General features: G+C 69.0%; 13 protein-coding genes. 3 read left to right on the top strand and 10 right to left on the bottom strand.

From position 1 onward, the window contains the following. Nucleotides 1-83: 83 nt before the first annotated feature. The 3 genes from MWN33_RS17935 to MWN33_RS17925 form a co-directional block, all read right to left on the bottom strand. Nucleotides 84-884, bottom strand: coding sequence for a carbon-nitrogen hydrolase family protein (locus tag MWN33_RS17935; RefSeq protein WP_247202422.1), 801 nt, complete (start codon nucleotides 882-884; stop codon nucleotides 84-86). Continuing rightward, nucleotides 884-1939: an agmatinase gene (gene speB / locus MWN33_RS17930; RefSeq protein WP_247202421.1), complete on the bottom strand. Its 1056-nt coding sequence runs from the start codon at nucleotides 1937-1939 to the stop codon at nucleotides 884-886. The genes MWN33_RS17935 and speB overlap by 1 nt, the downstream gene beginning before the upstream one ends. A gap of 121 nt (nucleotides 1940-2060) precedes the next feature. Further along, the gene (locus MWN33_RS17925) at nucleotides 2061-2804 is read right to left on the bottom strand and encodes an alpha/beta fold hydrolase (RefSeq protein WP_247202420.1); all 744 of its coding nucleotides are present in this window, start codon (nucleotides 2802-2804) and stop codon (nucleotides 2061-2063) included. A gap of 181 nt (nucleotides 2805-2985) precedes the next feature. Here MWN33_RS17925 and MWN33_RS17920 point away from each other — a divergent pair, with 181 nt between their 5' ends. After that, nucleotides 2986-4374: an ethanolamine ammonia-lyase subunit EutB gene (locus tag MWN33_RS17920; RefSeq protein WP_247202419.1), complete on the top strand. Its 1389-nt coding sequence runs from the start codon at nucleotides 2986-2988 to the stop codon at nucleotides 4372-4374. Continuing rightward, nucleotides 4371-5183, top strand: a complete 813-nt coding sequence (eutC, locus tag MWN33_RS17915) for an ethanolamine ammonia-lyase subunit EutC (protein ID WP_247202418.1) — start codon at nucleotides 4371-4373, stop codon at nucleotides 5181-5183. The genes MWN33_RS17920 and eutC overlap by 4 nt, the downstream gene beginning before the upstream one ends. A gap of 11 nt (nucleotides 5184-5194) precedes the next feature. Here eutC and MWN33_RS17910 read toward each other — a convergent pair whose 3' ends face one another. The 3 genes from MWN33_RS17910 to MWN33_RS17900 all read right to left on the bottom strand — a co-directional run bounded on the left by MWN33_RS17910 (nucleotide 5195) and on the right by MWN33_RS17900 (nucleotide 7164). Continuing rightward, nucleotides 5195-5539 carry a hypothetical protein gene (locus tag MWN33_RS17910; RefSeq protein WP_247202417.1) on the bottom strand — a complete coding sequence of 115 codons (345 nt, stop codon included), beginning with the start codon at nucleotides 5537-5539 and terminating at the stop codon, nucleotides 5195-5197. A 126-nt stretch (nucleotides 5540-5665) separates the two neighbouring features. After that, nucleotides 5666-6052, bottom strand: a complete 387-nt coding sequence (locus MWN33_RS17905) for a hypothetical protein (RefSeq protein ID WP_247202416.1) — start codon at nucleotides 6050-6052, stop codon at nucleotides 5666-5668. 92 nt (nucleotides 6053-6144) lie between these two features. After that, nucleotides 6145-7164: a L,D-transpeptidase family protein gene (locus tag MWN33_RS17900; protein ID WP_247202415.1), complete on the bottom strand. Its 1020-nt coding sequence runs from the start codon at nucleotides 7162-7164 to the stop codon at nucleotides 6145-6147. Between the two features lie 225 nt (nucleotides 7165-7389). Between MWN33_RS17900 and ybaK the strand changes: the two genes are divergently transcribed. After that, the gene (gene ybaK, locus MWN33_RS17895) at nucleotides 7390-7863 is read left to right on the top strand and encodes a Cys-tRNA(Pro) deacylase (RefSeq protein WP_247202414.1); all 474 of its coding nucleotides are present in this window, start codon (nucleotides 7390-7392) and stop codon (nucleotides 7861-7863) included. 11 nt (nucleotides 7864-7874) lie between these two features. Here the strand turns inward: ybaK and MWN33_RS17890 are convergent, their stop codons facing one another. From MWN33_RS17890 to glgX, 4 genes are all read right to left on the bottom strand, one after another. Then, nucleotides 7875-9125, bottom strand: coding sequence for a threonine/serine exporter family protein (locus MWN33_RS17890; protein WP_281493857.1), 1251 nt, complete (start codon nucleotides 9123-9125; stop codon nucleotides 7875-7877). 121 nt (nucleotides 9126-9246) lie between these two features. Beyond that, a complete protein-coding gene (gene treY, locus MWN33_RS17885; protein WP_247202412.1) occupies nucleotides 9247-11715 on the bottom strand; it encodes a malto-oligosyltrehalose synthase in 2469 nt (822 codons plus the stop codon). Next, nucleotides 11712-13502, bottom strand: a complete 1791-nt coding sequence (treZ, locus tag MWN33_RS17880; RefSeq protein ID WP_247202411.1) for a malto-oligosyltrehalose trehalohydrolase — start codon at nucleotides 13500-13502, stop codon at nucleotides 11712-11714. The genes treY and treZ overlap by 4 nt, the downstream gene beginning before the upstream one ends. Continuing rightward, entirely contained in the window at nucleotides 13499-15562 is a 2064-nt protein-coding gene (gene glgX, locus MWN33_RS17875) for a glycogen debranching protein GlgX (RefSeq protein ID WP_247202410.1), read from the bottom strand. The genes treZ and glgX overlap by 4 nt, the downstream gene beginning before the upstream one ends. Nucleotides 15563-15583: the final 21 nt, after the last annotated feature.

Raw genomic sequence — 15583 nt, 5'->3', positions numbered from 1 at the left:
CGGCCGCAAGGCCGATCCGGGATCGCTTCGTGAAATGGAAAACGATCCCGGCTCGACGGCTTTGCCGTCGGCCGGGATGACGCTTAACGGTTCAGCCGTTCATAAACGTCCGGCCGGCGGTCCGGCACATGGGTGTTGATGGCGCGCGCCGCCTTCAACCGATCGGGCAGGAGATCGGCGAAGACCAGTTCCTCGCCCTCGCCGGCGAGCACCAGATTGCCGCCATTGGGATCGCCGACGCAGCTCAGCCCCATATAGTCGAGCTCGCCTTCCTGCCCGCAGCGATTGGCATAGGCGACGAACAGCTCGTTCTCGAAGGCGCGGGAGGGCACCACGAAGTGGGACACCGCGTCATAGGGCTTCATGTTGGCGGTCGGCACCAGCACGAGGTCGGCCCCGGCGAGCGCGAGGGCGCGCACCGCCTCGGGGAACTCGACATCGTAGCAGATCAGCATACCGACCTTGAAACCCTCCACCTCCGCGAGCGCCGCCGAGCCCTCGCCGGGCGCGAACATGGCGCGGTCCAGCGCGGCGAACAGGTGTGTCTTGCGGAAGTTGAGCAGCACTGTGCCGTCGCGGCCGACGAGCAGGCAGGAATTATAGACCGCGCCGCCTTCGCCCAGCTCGGGATAGCCGTAGCAGAGCCCGATGTCGTGGGCGCGCGCGATCTCGCGGGCGCGCTGCGCGGCCGGTCCGTCCGCCGGTTCGGCGACGGCGAGCGCCGCCTCGCGGCCGATATTGTAGCCGGAGAGAAACATCTCCGGCGCCAGCAGCAGGTCCGCGCCGCCCGCCTTTGCGCGGGCGGCGGCCGCTTCCAGCAGGTCGAGATTGGCAGCGGGACGGTTGGCGGAATCGCCCGCCGTCTGGAGCATGGCGAGCCGCATCACGCGCCCCGCCGCGCCTTGAGCGCCGTCACCGAAAGGCAGAAGATTTCGAACAGCACCTGCGCCGCCGCGTGGGCGGTGTTGGACGTTGCGTCGTACTGGGGTGCGATCTCCACCACGTCGCCGCCGATCACGTCGAGCCCGTTGAGGCCGCGGATGATCTCCAGTACTTCGCGCGTGGTCAGCCCGCCGATCTCCGGCGTGCCGGTGCCCGGCGCGAAGGCGGGGTCGAGGCTGTCGACGTCGAAGGACACATAGACCGGCCCGTCGCCCAGCACCTGCTTCGCCCGCTCGATGATCGCCGGCACGCCGAGGCCCGTGACCTCCTCGGCATGGATCACCGTCATGCCGCTCTCATAGGAGAATTCCCACAGGAACTCGGCGCCGCCGCGAATGCCGATCTGGATCGTGCGCGCGGGGTCGAGCACGCCGTCGAGCACCGCGTTGCGGAACGGCCCGCCATGGTGGAACTTGGCGCCCTCATAGGTGCCCGAGGTGTCGCAATGGGCGTCGATGTGCAGCATGCCGACCGGCCGCTTCTCGCCGACGGCGCGCAGGATCGAGCCGGTGATGGAATGATCGCCGCCGACCGAGAGCGGAATGACACCCGCCGCGACGATCTTCTTGTAGAAGGCCTCGATGTCCTCGTGGCAGCTGTCGAGGCTGAAGCGCGAGCGGAACGGCACGTCGCCGATATCGGCGGCCTTGACCTCGGCAGCAGGCACCATGTTCAGCACGTGCTCATAGGGTCCGATGCGCTCGATGGCGCGCACCGCGCGCGGTCCAAGGCGGCAGCCGGCCCGGTTGGTGACGCCGAGATCCATCGGAACGCCGATCAGCGCCATGTCGAGCCCGCCGAAATCGGCGAGTTCCTGTGCATCCGGACGATAGGGCGCGTCGAGCAGGGTCGCGGCGCCGGCCCATGGCCAGACGCGCTTCTCGCCGTCCTTGAACTGGAGCTCGGCGACGCGCTTGAAGGTTTCGTCATAGACGACGCCACCGCCGACGCCGGCATATTTCGCGCGCAGCTTCGCGAGCTTCTCGTGATCGGACATTCGTGCCTCGTGCTGGCCTTCTGGCTCTGGAAGAGCGGTCAGGCTAGCCGGTGCCGGCGCGGACGGGGAGGGGGCACGCGCCGCTCCTTCGTCGGATGCGGCGAGGTGTGGCGCTGCGGGCTCAGCGGATGTTCAACAATATCTCTGCCACCGCTTCCGGCGCGCTCAGGAAGGGCGAATGGCCGGTGTCGAGCTGGTGCACATGCGCGCCCGGCACCGCCGCCTGCATTTCGCGCTGCACGGCGAGCGGCAGGCCGCGATCCTGAAGGCACTCGATATAGTGCCGGCGCAGCCGGCCGAAGCGGTGCGGCGTGATGGCCGAGACGGCGGCGAAGGGCGCGTGCGGGGTGACGCGCACGAGATTCGGCAGGGCGCGCTCGATGTCATGCTCCGTGCAATCGGAATAGAGCGAACGGGCGATGAGGTCGCGGCGCGAGAGGTCGAGGCCCAGCCCTTCCTTGCCGAGCCGCAGCATGCCCTGCGTCTCCACGATGGCGGGGTCCTTCAGATAGGTCGGCGTCATGACGAAGTCGCGCGCGGTCTTGCCGGCGGGCGCCATAAAGCCGGTGAGATAGACCAGCGCCTCGACCCGCTCCGTCATCTCCTCGCCGAGCCAGGTGCAGGTCGCCCCGCCCACCGAATGGCCGACGAGGATCGCCTTGCCGTCCACCTCCTCCAGCGCAGCGCGCACCGGCGCGGCATAGATCGCGATATCCGTGACGGCGGCGGTCGGCGTGGTGTCGAAGCCGTGGCTGGCGAGGTCCGGCGCGATCACCGCATGGCCGGCGGCGCCGAGAATGTTCGCCACCTTCTGGAAGCAGCCGCCCCAGTGCCAGGAGCCGTGGATGAGAATGTAGGTGGCCATGGCGTGTCTCCCCTGCCGTCTGGCGCGGTCCTAGCCGCTGCGGCGGCGCCCGTCCAGCATTGGCATGGGGTCGACCATCGAGCCGAGCATTGCACGTCGCGCTTCCCGCCGCCGATGCGTCGGGATACATTTTGCCCATGGCGCCGAAACAAGCAGACTACGGCGCGAAAGGGTATCCATCATGCCGTATCGCCACGTCGTCGGGCCGCAGACCTACGCCTTCGCTGACCTGAAGGACCTGATGGCGAAGGCGACGCCGCTCCGCTCCGGCGACATGCTGGCCGGCGTCGCTGCCGCCTCGGCGGAGGAGAACGTCGCCGCCCGCATGTGTCTCGCCGAGGTGCCGCTCACCGCCTTCCTCAGTGAGGCGCTGGTGCCCTATGAGGCGGACGAGGTGACACGTCTGATCATCGACACGCACGACGCCGCCGCCTTCCGGCCGGTCTCCCACATGACGGTGGGCGACTTCCGCGATTTCCTGCTCTCGGCGTCCGCCACTTCGGAGGCGCTGGCGGCGCTGGCGCCCGGCGTGACGCCGGAGATGGCGGCAGCCGTCTCCAAGCTGATGCGCAACCAGGACCTGATCGCCGTCGCCCGCAAGTGTCGCGTCGTGACGAAGTTCCGCAACACCATCGGCCTGCCCGGCACCATGGCGGTGCGCTTGCAGCCCAACCACCCGACCGACGATGCGGCCGGCATTACCGCCTCCATACTCGACGGTCTGCTCTATGGCTGCGGCGACGCGGTGATCGGCATCAACCCGGCTTCGGACAGCATTCCTGCGCTGAGCGAACTGCTGAAGCTCACCGACGGCATCATCCAGCGCTTCGAGATTCCGACGCAGGCCTGCGTGCTCACCCATGTCACCACCTCGACGGAAGTGATCAATCGCGGCGTGCCGGTGGACCTCGTGTTCCAGTCCGTGGCAGGCACGCAAGCGGCCAACGCCTCCTTCGGCATCGACCTCGCCGTGCTGAAGGAGGGGCGTGAGGCGGCGCTTTCGCTCAAGCGCGGCACGCTGGGCGACAATGTGATGTATTTCGAGACCGGGCAGGGCTCGGCGCTCTCCGCCAACGCCCATCACGGGGTCGACCAGCAGACGCTGGAAGCGCGCGCCTATGCCGTGTGCCGGCCGTTCGAGCCGCTGCTGGTGAATACCGTCGTCGGCTTCATCGGGCCGGAATATCTCTATGACGGCAAGCAGATCATCCGCGCCGGGCTGGAGGACCATTTCTGCGGCAAGCTGATGGGCGTGCCGCTCGGCTGCGACGTCTGCTACACCAACCACGCCGAGGCCGACCAGGACGACATGGACACGCTGATGACGCTGCTCGGCGCGGCGGGCGTCACCTACATCATGGGCATTCCCGGCTCGGACGACGTGATGCTGAACTACCAGTCCACCTCCTTCCACGATCAGCTCTACCTGCGCGAGGTGCTCGGCCTGAAGCGGGCGCCGGAATTCGAGGCATGGCTCCAGCGCATGGGCATCACCGGGCCGGACGGGCGGCTGAAGGCGCATCGCGGCAACCATCCGCTGCTGGCTGCGGCGCCGGAGCTGGCGGCATGAGCGAAGACAAACCGACCCACGCGCACGCATCCGATTACGTGATCCACGACGTGTGGGAAAAGCTGGCCGGCATCACCCCCGCGCGCATCGCGCTCGGGCGCGCCGGCACCGGCCTGCCGACCCGCGAGGTGCTGCGCTTCGCGCTCGCCCATGCGCAGGCGCGCGACGCGGTGCATACCCCGTTCGATTCCGCGCAGGTGACGGCGGACATCGCCGCGCTCGGCTTCGAGACGGTCGAGGTCGCCTCGGCCGCGCCGGCGCGCGACGTTTATCTGCGCCGCCCCGATCTCGGCCGTCGGTTGTCGGAGGAGGGACGCGCGGCCCTGCGGGAGCGGGCGGGCGAGCCCGTCGACATCGCCATCGTGGTGGCGGACGGCCTGTCCTCCACCGCCATTCACGCGCAGGCGGTGCCTTTCCTCGCGGCCTTCAAGGCGCGCGTGGCGGAGGCGGGCTGGAGCCTCGCACCAGTCGTCGTCGCCAGCCAGGCGCGGGTGGCGTTGGGCGACGAGGCGGGCGAGATCCTGAAGGCGCAGGCCGTGGTGGTGCTGGTCGGCGAGCGGCCGGGTCTCTCCTCACCCGACAGCCTCGGCCTCTACCTTACCTTCGCGCCGCGCGTCGGGCGTTCGGACGCCGAGCGCAACTGCATCTCCAACGTGCGTGGCGAGGGTCTTTCGCACGAGCACGCCGCGTTCAAGCTGGCATGGCTGCTGAAGGAAGCGCTGGCGCGTCGCCTCACCGGCGTAAGCCTCAAGGACGAAAGCGACCTGCTGCTCGTCGCCGGCCACCCGCCGGCGCCGCGCTTGCGTTAGCGGCCCCGATCTCACGGCTTGAAAGTGAAAGTGCCGATCTCGCAGACATTGACCTTGCGCTTGATCGCGACGTCGCCGTCCGAAAACACCGCCTTGAAGTCGTAGATGCAGGCATCGGTGCCGTCGTCGATCTCGGCTTCCAGGGTCTCGCCGTCCTTCAGCGTGTCGTTGTCCAGCATGTCTTCCTCCCAGGTGTCTTCGTCGACGGCGGAGGCGTAGAAGCTGGTGATGGTGAAGCCGGACTCGTTCACGATGTCGACGTTGCGGTCCTTCGCCAGCGCGGGCGTCGCGACGAGGACGGCAAGCGAGGCGGCGACAAGCGAGGCGGCGGCGAGCATCGAGCGCGCGGCGAACATGGCGGAAATCCCCCCTGATGCAGCCGCAGGAGCGCGAGCCGCGCGCGAATCTATCGCGCCGCCCCCGAATGAAAGCAATCGGGCGGAAACGCCGTTCAGAGCTTTATGGCGCCTTGTCCGGAAACGTCAGTGCTTGCGGCCATATTCCGTGTCGAGCCAGCTGTCGGTCGCGACGAGACGCTGGAACACATAGGTGACGGCGCGCAGCCGGTTGACCCGCGGGCCCTTCTCCCAGATCTCGCCGTGCTCGAAGCCCATATAGATGGTGTAGCGCGGCAGGGAGAGGCCGAAGGGCAGGCGCAGTCGCGCCGACTTCACCACCACGAACTCCATATGGAGCTGCGACGCCACCATGTAGCAGAAGCCGTTCTCCGGCTCGAACTTGGCGGAGAGCTTGGGCGCCACGGCGGGCGTGGCCTGCCGGATCGCGGCGAGTTCGGCGGCGGTGAAGGGCAGGCGGGAAAGCCGGCCGACCTCCGCCTGCATCTGGTTCAAACTTACGCGCGCGGCCATCGTGTCCCGACCTGTTGTTTCCTCGCGGCCCTTGTGCCGCAAGCGGAAGGCGCGGGAAAGCCCCCCGCGCGCCGCCATGTGGGGAAACCGCGCTACGGCGTGTCCGTCTCGGGAGGCTCGTCGCCCTTGTAGGGGTCGGCGAGGGCGGCTTCGGGCGCGCTCACCGGCACCTTGTCGGCCGAAGTCATCGCGGCCAGCTTCTGCGGGCCGGAGCGGCGCAGGATGTCACGGAAGCTCGGATGCATGCCGCCGTCGACATAGGTCCATGTGGCCGCCCCGCGCGAGGCGGCGAGCTGCGCGATCGTCTGCTCGTCATTGGCCTGCTTGCTGGCCACCGCCTCGACCGCCGGATCGGGAGCCGCCATCGGGCAGGGCGCGAGCGGATCGCCGGCGGGCGGCGCCGGCTCGTTGCCCGGCGTGAATCGGTAGCGTCCCCCGCAGGCGGAGACGTTCGGCGGCACCTTCGTCACCGCGAACAGGTCCGTGCCCTGCTTCAGGTTGCGCCAGTACGGCATGTTGGGATCGTTGCGGTGTTCGGCGAAATTGGCCGGCGTCATGCGGAAGGGCAGTGACTGCACCTGGAAGCCCGGCTGCCCGGCGGCCAGCGCCTCGCGCGCCACCGCATAGACTTCGCCCACCCCGTCATTGGTCATGGCGAAGCAGCCGGCCGAGGTGCAGGCGCCGTGCACCATCAGCGCGCTGCCGCTGTAGCCGAGCGCCCGTTCCAGCTGGTTGGGGTAGCCGAGATTGAAGGAGAGGTAATATTGCGAGCGCGGGTTCATCTGCCCGCGCGTGATCGTGTAGAAGCCCTCGGGTGCCTGACGGTCGCCTTCGCGGGTCTTCGGCCCGAGCTTGCCGGACCAGCGGCACAGCGGATAGGTCTTGAGCAGGGCGTAGCGGCCGGAGCTGGTGCGCTTCCACACCTCCAGCTCGCTCTCCTTCTTGTAGATGCGCACCATGATCGGATCGTCGGGGCTCATGCCCTTCGCCGCCATCTCCTGCATGAGCTTGGCGGGGATCGGCAGCGAGCCGCGATCATCGTAGTCGCCGCCCGCGCAGCCGGCGAGCAGCGCCGCGAGGCAGGCAAGAATGGCGGTACGCAACAGATTCATCGCAAGGCGCCCTGGGTCTGCCGGGATTGTCGGTCGACCGACTGTCTTCCCGTGACGAACAAAGGTGGCGTGGTGGTGGCGCCGCCTGCGGCGGGACGGCGCAGCATCCACAGCTAGCGCCAACATGGTATCCAAAGCGTTACCCGGCCTATCCGCCGCCTGTCGGGATGTGCGCGGGCGGCGGCGGTGCTAGGAGAAGCGCGGCAATATTCGCGGGAGCCCGCCATGTCGAAGGCAACGCGCGCCACGCGGGCGCTTGAGGAGGCCGGCATCGCCTTCACGGTGCACAGTTACGACTATGATCCGGATGCCGAACATATCGGCCTTCAGGCGGCGGCCGCGCTCGGGGAGGACCCCGCCCGCGTGCTCAAGACGCTGATGACGCTGGTGGACGGCAGGCCCGCCTGCGTCATCGTGCCGTCCGACCGCGAGGTGTCGATGAAGAAGCTCGCGGCGGCGCTGGGGGCCAAGTCGGCGCAGATGATGAGGCCCGCCGATGCCGAGCGCGCCACCGGCTATAAGGTCGGCGGCATCAGCCCCTTCGGCCAGATGCGGAAAGTCCCGACGGTCATCGAGGCGGCCGCGCTGGAGCATGAGGCGGTCTACATCAATGGCGGCCAGCGCGGGCTGCAAGTCCGGCTCGCGCCGCGCGACGCGCAGGCCGCCCTCGCCGCCGTCGTCGCGCCGGTGGTGGCTTAAGGCGGCGCGCCCTATGGCGCCGGCGTGAACCACGGCCCAAGCATCATCTTCGGGACGATCAGACCCATGGTCATTCCGAGGACGATCAGCGCCGCCTGCGTCAGGTTCGCCGCCGCCGCGACGAGGAGCGCGGGCGGGGCGGACGGGCCGGCGGCGCAGAGCTCCACGAGCGCGGCGGCGCCGTCGAACAGGAACACGCCCGGCATCATCGAGACGACCGAGGCGAAGGCGAGCGCGGCAAAGGGATAGTGGAGGCGCTCGGCGACCGGCGTGGCGCAGATGCCGACCGCGAGGCACGCGGCGAAGCTCGCCAGCGGCTGGCTGAAGCCGAGCGACAGCAGCAGCCAGTGCAGGCTGTGCGCCAGCATGCCGGCGAGGATCGGAACCGGCAGCATGCGCCAGGGCATGTTGAAGAAGGTGCCATAGGCGGCTACGGCGACGCCGGCCGCCAGCACGTCCCATATCCATGGCACGGCGACAGGCGGCGTCGTCAGCGGCAGGTCGACCCGCGCCAGCGCGAGGCCGAGCAACAGGCCCGTGCTGATCGCCAGCACGACCATGCCGGCGAAGACAATCCGCGCGGCACCGATGGCGATGCGGCTGCGCACGAGGTCGATGGTGCCGTTAAGAACATGTGGGCCGGGTACCAACACCATGCAGGGGCACAGGAGCACCAGTCGCGTGTCGACGCCGAGGCCCATCCGGATGGCAAGTGGTCCGACCAGCCCGGCGAACGCCGCAGCCGCGAAGGGCTGGAGCAGCGCATTGCCGGAAATCCGCGCCGCCCCGCGCCGCAGCAGCGCGCCGCCTCCCGCGCTGAGGGCGATGACCGCGAGCGTGCCGAGATTGCCGGCGCCGAAGATGATGCCCAGCGCCGCCGCCCCCAGAGCGGCGAACAGTACGAGCCGCATCAGGGATACGGGCGGGACGCTGGCGATGGCATCGAGGGCGCGGGCCGCGCCGTGCCTGTCGAGCCTGCCGGCATGGACCTCTTCGACCAGCCCGAGGGTGGCCGTCACGCGGCTCATGTCCACGCCGGTCGGCGTGGCAGCGACAATGGTCGGTGCCTCGCGTACGCCGGTCAGCAGCACGATTTCGCCCCAGCGCGGCAGAATGCCGACCTCGACGCCCAGCCCACGACCCAGCCGGCGAAGTGCCGTCTCCGCGCTTTCCGAGGCGAGGCCGTTGACGAACATGAGGCGCGCCGCCGCAGACAGCAGTCCGGCGGCTGAGGGGCCGTTTTCGGGTGGGAAGGGCTGCAAGGCGGGTTCCTCGCGGCATGGCGGCTCAGCGCGATGGCCACGAAGATAGGCGCATCCGGGCGCGCGCGGAACAGGCCCATGCGGGGCGGCCGTGCCATCGCGGAACGGGCGACCAGTCGTTTCAGCGCCGGGCGCGCGTGAGGATCAGGAAGGGGCGGGGCGGGTCGGTGGCATCGCGCCGCCCGACCGGGAGATCGTGCCACAGGCCCGGCTCGCGCGCCTCGACCGGGAAGGGCGGCGCGTTCGTGCGCGCTTCCGGCGGAACGCGCGTAGGGACGACCACGCGGACGAGGGAATCGCCGGCCCCTCGCTCGAAGCCGAACCAGCGCCACGGCGAGGCGGGCAGGGAAAGCGGCGCATAGCCGCCTTCGACGAGAGCGGGCTCGCGGCGGCGCAAGCCCAGCAGCGCGCGGATGAGGTCGAAGGTCTCCCGGTCTCCCGTACCGACTTCGCCGCTGCCGGCCACTGCCGCGCGCCGCGCTGCCCAGTCGACCGGCCGGCGATTGTCCGGGTCCATCAGCGAGTAGTCGGGAAATTCGGTGCCCTGATAGATGTCCGGCGTGCCGGGCAGCGTGTGCTGGAGGACGATCTGGCACAGGCCGACAACCCGTTCGGCGGGCGCCAGCGCGGCAAGCAGGTGGCCGATCTCGTCGCGCAGGGGAGCGGCCTCGGCGCCGTTCAGTATGGCAGCGGCGAAGGCGAGGCTCGCCGCCTCATAGCCCTCGTCCGGCGTTTCCCAATTGGTGTGGCGCTTGGCCTCGCGAAGCGCCTTGGTGAGGCCAGCCGCGACGCGTTCCTCGTTGATCGGCCAGGCCGAGACGAGCATCTGCAGGATCATGAGCTGGTCGAGCGCGTCGGGCTGCATCGCGCCCTCGTGACGTTGCGCCAGCTCAGCACAGGGCTCGCGCGTATCGTCGAGAAAGCGCAGCCAGCGCTCCGGCTGGAAGCTCAAGCTCGTCAGCCGCGCGCGCGTGCCGGGGCCGCGCTTGGTGTCGTGCGTCGCCAGCGGGATGAGGTCGGCCGCGCGGGTCGCGCCGCGCGCGACGTTCACGGCATGGATGTCCTCGATGGTGCACGCGGGGTGCTGCACGCTGCCGCCGACCTCGTTGACGCTGAGCAGCACGGGGTAGCGGTACAGCTCGGTATCCTCGAAGCCCTTCGCCATGGCCGGCCCGCTGAGCTGCTGGAAGCGCAGGCGGAAGGCGCGGTCGCTGTCGAGCCGTGGCTGACGCAGCCGGTCCAGCAGCACGCCAGCGGCGGCCTGCGTCAGCGGGTCCTCGCTGGCGCCGATGGCGTCGCCGATGGCCTGCCAGATCGCCTCGTCGCGCGCGTCATGCGTGCTCGCCAGAGCGTAGGAGCGGTAGACGGGACAGTGGACGATGAGCGCGACGACGGCCTGCCGGATGGCCGGTTCCGTAAGGTCGCCGGCGCGTATGTCGGCATCCAGCCCGTCGCGGGCCAGCGCGGTGAGCGCATCGACCTCGGCGTTGAGGCTGGTGTCCAGCACCTGCCGCTTGGCGGCCGCGAGCCGGGCGGCCGGCGTGCCGGTCAGGAGGTGCCGCGACCTCAGATCCTCCTCGAAGGCGCCATAGGCTTCGGCGTCGAGGAAGAGCCCGTTGATGTCGTTCAGCCGCTCGTAGCCGGTGGTGCCGTCGATCGGCCAGTCGCGCAACGCCTCGCGCGGCTCCAGAATCTTCTCGACGAGAAGCGGTATGTCGGGGCCGACCGCCGCCCGCAGGCGTGCGCAGTAGCCGGCGGGGTCGGCGAGGCCGTCTATGTGGTCGATCCGCAGGCCGTGGATCAGGCCCCGCCGCAGGAGGTCGAGCGGCAGCCGGTGGATGAGTTCGAACGCCTCGGGCTCCTCGATCCGCACGCCGGCGAGATCGGTGATGTTGAAGAAGCGCCGGTAGTTGAGGTCATGGGCCGCCGTGCGCCACCAGGCGAGCCGCCAGTGCTGGGAGTCGACAAGGGAAGCGATGTCGGCTTTCGCCAGCACGTCGTCGAGCCGTGTCCGCGCGTCGCCGTCGAGGCCGGCCAGTTCCTGCACGCCGGCCGCCGCGCAGAGGTGCGCGACGCTTTCCGGCCGCAGTGGGAAACGGTGGTCAGCATAGACGAGCCAGATGCGCTCCGCCGGCGGATCGGCGCGAAGGGTCAGTGTCCCGGCCTCAATGCTCGCACGCAGGGGATCGCCGAGCACCGGGAGCAGAAGCTGGCCCTTGTCCCACGCCACGTCGAAGAGCCGCGCCGACGGCGAGGCCGGGCCGTGCTCCAGCATGTCCAGCCAGAACGGGTTATGCCCCGACGCCGCCATGTGGTTCGGCACGATGTCAAGCAGCACGCCCATGCCATGCTCGCCGAGGCGCCGGGCGAGTCGTTCGAAACCTTCTTCGCCGCCCAGTTCCGGGTTGATCCGAGTCGGATCGGCGACGTCATAACCATGAGTCGAGCCCGGCACAGCCATGGTGATCGGCGAGGCGTAGAGATGGCTGATGCCGAGATCGACGAGATAGGGCACCAGTGCCTCGGCATCGGCAAAGGTGAAGCCACGATGGAACTGCAGCCTGTAAGTGGCGCGAAGGGCAGGCGTCATGCGGTCTCCACGCTCCACACTGCGGCGGCGAAGGGGCCGAGCGCCAGGCGCCCGTCGGCCTCATGGGTCACATCGTGCAGGCTGGCGGCGGCGGGCATGCCGGGAATTCCGGTCGGCGCGTCGGTGACGATCGCCTTCTCGCCGGGGTTGAGCGCCATCACCAGTGTGCCCGCCTCGAAGCGCCAGAGAATATGCAGGGCGCTGCCGAAGCGGCGCGAAGAGGCTCCGACATAGCCGCTGGCGGCCAGCGGCCAGACCAGCCTCCGCCGCTGTTCGGCAAGGCGCCGAAAGGCGTCGAGCGCCCTCTGTGCGTCGGGCGTCGCCATGTCTTCCGGCCGCAATTTCGCGGCGAGGAAGGTGGCCTCGTCGAGCGGGTCGGGGAAGGTGGCGTCCCCGTGAGCCTCGAAGAACGCACCGAACTCCGAGCGCCTTCCCTCGCGCACGGCGGTCGCGAGATCACCTTCGAAATCACAGAAGAAGGGAAAGGGCGTGCGCGCGAGCGCCTCTTCCCCCATGAACAGCAACGGAATCTCCGGCGACAGCATCAGCACGAAGCGCAGGAAGGCCAGGCGCTCGGGCGCAAGCGAGGCGGCCAGCCGGTCGCCGAGGGGGCGGTTGCCGATATGGTCGTGGTTCTGCACGAAGCTGACGAAGGCGTCGGGAGGCAGATCGGCGCAGGAGGTGCCCCGGGGATGGCCGTGCGCGTCGGGATAGGGCTCGCCCTGAAAGACGAAGCCTTCCGTCAGCGCACGCGCGGCACTGACCACCGAGTCCTGCGCATAGGGCGCGTAATAGCCGGTACGCTCGCCGGTCGCCAGAACGTGGAAGACATGGTGCCAGTCATCGTTCCACTGCGCGGTGAACAGGTCCTCGTCACGCGTGAGCCAGCCGCCGATATTGTCGTGGTTCTCCAGCACGAGATACGCGTCGGGGCGCACGGCGCGGCAGGCGCCCGCGATTTCGCGCAGGAACGGTTCGGCGCCGTCGGTCGCGAGGGCGTGCACCGCGTCGAAGCGCAGCCCGTCAAAGCCGAAATCCGCCAGCCAATAGGCCGCGTTCTCGCTGAAGAAGGCCCGCACGGTCTCGTTTTCGAGATCGATCGCCGGCCCCCAGGGCGTCGCGACGTCCTCGCGGAAGAAGGATTTCGCGTAGAGCGGCAGGTAGTTCCCGCTCGGCCCGAAATGGTTGTAGACGACGTCGAGGAGCACCGCGATCCCGCGCTCGTGGGCGGCCGCGACCAGCGCGCGCAGATCGTCCGGCGTGCCGTAGGCGCGGTCGGGCGCGTAGAACAGCACACCGTCATAGCCCCAGTTCCGCCGACCGGGAAAGTCGGCGACCGGCATCAGCTCGATGGCGGTGAAGCCGGCGTCGCGGTAATGGTCCAGCCGCTCGATCAGCGCGTGGAACGTCCCCTCGGGGGTCGCCGTACCGACATGGATCTCGGCGATCACCGCCTCATGCCAGGGGCGCAGCCCCGCCGGGGCAGGGGCGTCGGCCACCGGGCCGGCGACCAGCACGCTCCATCCGTCCGAGTCCTGTGCCTGCAGGCGCGAGGCGGGGTCCGGCACGAGATGCTCGCCGACGCGAAATCGGTAGAGCGTGCCGGGCTGGGCGCCCGCCACATCCTGCCGGAAGAAGCCGTCGGGGTCGCGCGTCATCGCGATGGGCGCCTTGCCCTCGATGGTCAGATCGACCGCCGCCGCATCGGGGGCGTAGAGCCGGAATTGCGCGCCGCCGTCTGCCACCAGCGGGCCGAAGCGGCGCGGCGGGGGTGGCGGCGTGCTCATGCGCGCCATTCCCAGACGATGAGGGTGCGGCCCGGCACGTGGAACTGCCCGCGGCCCTCGACGGAGGAGCCTTCAAGGTCGTCACCGGTGGCAAGCACCGCCTCCCAACGGCCGGACTGAACGGCCGGAGCGATGAAATCCACGCCCACATGCGAGGCATTGAGCATGATGACGAGCGAGGGCTCGTCCGGCAGCACCGGGGCGAGGCGCAGGGTCAGACACTTGGAGTGCGGATCGGCCCAGTTCTCCTCGCTCATGCGTTCGCCGGAGGTGTTCAGCCAGGCGACGTCGGGCTGGCCCATCTCGTTGCGTACGCCGGTGAGGAATTCCGGCCGCGACAGGCAGGCGTGCTGCTTGCGCAGGGCGGACAGGCGGGCGACGAATTCCGGCAGTTCCGGGTCGTCGTCCGACCAGTCGACCCAGCCGATCTCGTTGTCCTGACAATAGGCGTTGTTGTTGCCGCCCTGCGAGTTCGAGCGCTCGTCGCCGGCCAGCAGCATCGGCACGCCCTGCGAGAGGAACAGCGTGGCGATCAAGTTGCGCTTCTGGCGCCGGCGCAGCGCGTTGATGCCCTCGTCGTCGGTCTCGCCCTCGACGCCGCAATTCCAGCTCTTGTTGTCGTCGTGGCCGTCGCGGTTGCCTTCGCCATTCGCCTCGTTGTGCTTGTCGTTGTAGGTCACGAGGTCGTGCAGGGTGAAGCCGTCATGGGCGGTGATGAAATTGAGGCTCGACCACGGCCGGCGCCGCCCTTCCGAGAAAATGTCCTGCGAGGCGGCGAAGCGCGTGGCGAAGCTCGGCATCAGCCCTTCCGAGCCGCACCAGAACTCGCGCACCTTGTCGCGATAGTCGCCGTTCCATTCGGAGAAGCCGGGCGGGAAGGCGCCGAGCTGGTAGCCGCCGGGGCCGACATCCCACGGTTCGGCGATGAGCTTCAAGCCACCGAGGGTGGGATCCTGAAGGATGGCGTTGAAGAAGGCATGTCCGGCGTCGAAGCCGTCCGGCCGGCGGCCGAGCGTGGTGGCGAGATCGAAGCGGAAGCCGTCAATGCCGTAGACCGAGGCCCACATGCGCAAGCTGTCCATCACCATCTGCAGCACGCGCGGATGGTCGGTGTTCACCGAGTTTCCGCAGCCGGTAAGGTCGTCGTAATAGCGGCCATTGCCGGGCAGCAGCCGGTAATAGGAAGCGTTGTCGATGCCCTTGAAGGAGAGCGTGGGCCCGAGATGATTGCCCTCGCAGGTGTGGTTGTAGACCACGTCGAGGATGATCTCGATGCCTGCCTGATGCAGCCGGTCCACCGCCTCGCCGATGGCGTCGAGCCCGTCTGCGCCGAGATAGCGCGGCTCAGGGGCGAAGAAGTTCAGCGTGTTGTAGCCCCAGTAATTGGCAAGCCCGCGGTCGAGCAGATGGCGGTCCTGGGTGAAGGCGTGCACCGGAAGCAGCTCCAGCGCGGTGACGCCGAGCTTGGCGAGATGGTCGATGAATTCCGGCTGGCCGAGCGCCGTGAAGGTGCCGCGAATAGAGTCGGGGATCAGCGGGTGGCGCATGGTCAGTCCGCGCACATGGCCCTCATAGATCACCGTCTTCGCCCAGGAGACGCGCGGATGGCTGGTCGCCGCCATCCGCGTGCCGGTGACCACGCGGGCTTTAGGCATGAAGCGAGCGCTGTCGCGCTCGTCCATGATGAGATCGGCATCGTCCCCGGAGCCGATCGTGTAGCCATAGAGAGCGTCGTCCCACACCAGATCGCCGACCAGCATGCGGGCATAGGGGTCGAGCAGCAGCTTGTTCGGGTTGAAGCGGTGCCCCGCATCCGGCGCCCACGGCCCGTGCACGCGCCAGCCATAGACCTGGCCGCGCCCGACGCCGGGCAGGTAGCAGTGCCAGACGCCGTTGGTGCATTCGTGGAGGTCGATGCGCTCCTGCTCCGTCTCGCCGTACCGGTCGAACAGACAGAGCGTGACGCCTGTCGCGTTGTCGGAGAAGAGCGCGAAATTGGTACCCCCTCCGTCCAGCGTCACGCCAATAGGAAACGCGGAACCCGGGAGCACCTTGCGCATGCGGCGGCCATCTTTCGCGGA

Origin of the sequence: Ancylobacter koreensis, assembly GCF_023016525.1 — a bacterium.
GTDB classification, from domain to species: domain Bacteria; phylum Pseudomonadota; class Alphaproteobacteria; order Rhizobiales; family Xanthobacteraceae; genus Ancylobacter; species Ancylobacter koreensis.
This window is presented reverse-complemented; position numbering and strand designations above follow the sequence as displayed.

What these genes read in the sequence shown, in the direction of transcription:
- MWN33_RS17935 (WP_247202422.1), bottom strand. Translation starts at nt 884, where the DNA reads ATGCGGCTCGCCATGCTCCAGACGGCGGGCGATTCCGCCAACCGTCCC.
- speB (WP_247202421.1), bottom strand. Translation starts at nt 1,939, where the DNA reads ATGTCCGATCACGAGAAGCTCGCGAAGCTGCGCGCGAAATATGCCGGC.
- MWN33_RS17925 (WP_247202420.1), bottom strand. Translation starts at nt 2,804, where the DNA reads ATGGCCACCTACATTCTCATCCACGGCTCCTGGCACTGGGGCGGCTGC.
- MWN33_RS17920 (WP_247202419.1), top strand. Translation starts at nt 2,986, where the DNA reads ATGCCGTATCGCCACGTCGTCGGGCCGCAGACCTACGCCTTCGCTGAC.
- eutC (WP_247202418.1), top strand. Translation starts at nt 4,371, where the DNA reads ATGAGCGAAGACAAACCGACCCACGCGCACGCATCCGATTACGTGATC.
- MWN33_RS17910 (WP_247202417.1), bottom strand. Translation starts at nt 5,539, where the DNA reads ATGTTCGCCGCGCGCTCGATGCTCGCCGCCGCCTCGCTTGTCGCCGCC.
- MWN33_RS17905 (WP_247202416.1), bottom strand. Translation starts at nt 6,052, where the DNA reads ATGGCCGCGCGCGTAAGTTTGAACCAGATGCAGGCGGAGGTCGGCCGG.
- MWN33_RS17900 (WP_247202415.1), bottom strand. Translation starts at nt 7,164, where the DNA reads ATGAATCTGTTGCGTACCGCCATTCTTGCCTGCCTCGCGGCGCTGCTC.
- ybaK (WP_247202414.1), top strand. Translation starts at nt 7,390, where the DNA reads ATGTCGAAGGCAACGCGCGCCACGCGGGCGCTTGAGGAGGCCGGCATC.
- treY (WP_247202412.1), bottom strand. Translation starts at nt 11,715, where the DNA reads ATGACGCCTGCCCTTCGCGCCACTTACAGGCTGCAGTTCCATCGTGGC.
- treZ (WP_247202411.1), bottom strand. Translation starts at nt 13,502, where the DNA reads ATGAGCACGCCGCCACCCCCGCCGCGCCGCTTCGGCCCGCTGGTGGCA.
- glgX (WP_247202410.1), bottom strand. Translation starts at nt 15,562, where the DNA reads ATGCGCAAGGTGCTCCCGGGTTCCGCGTTTCCTATTGGCGTGACGCTG.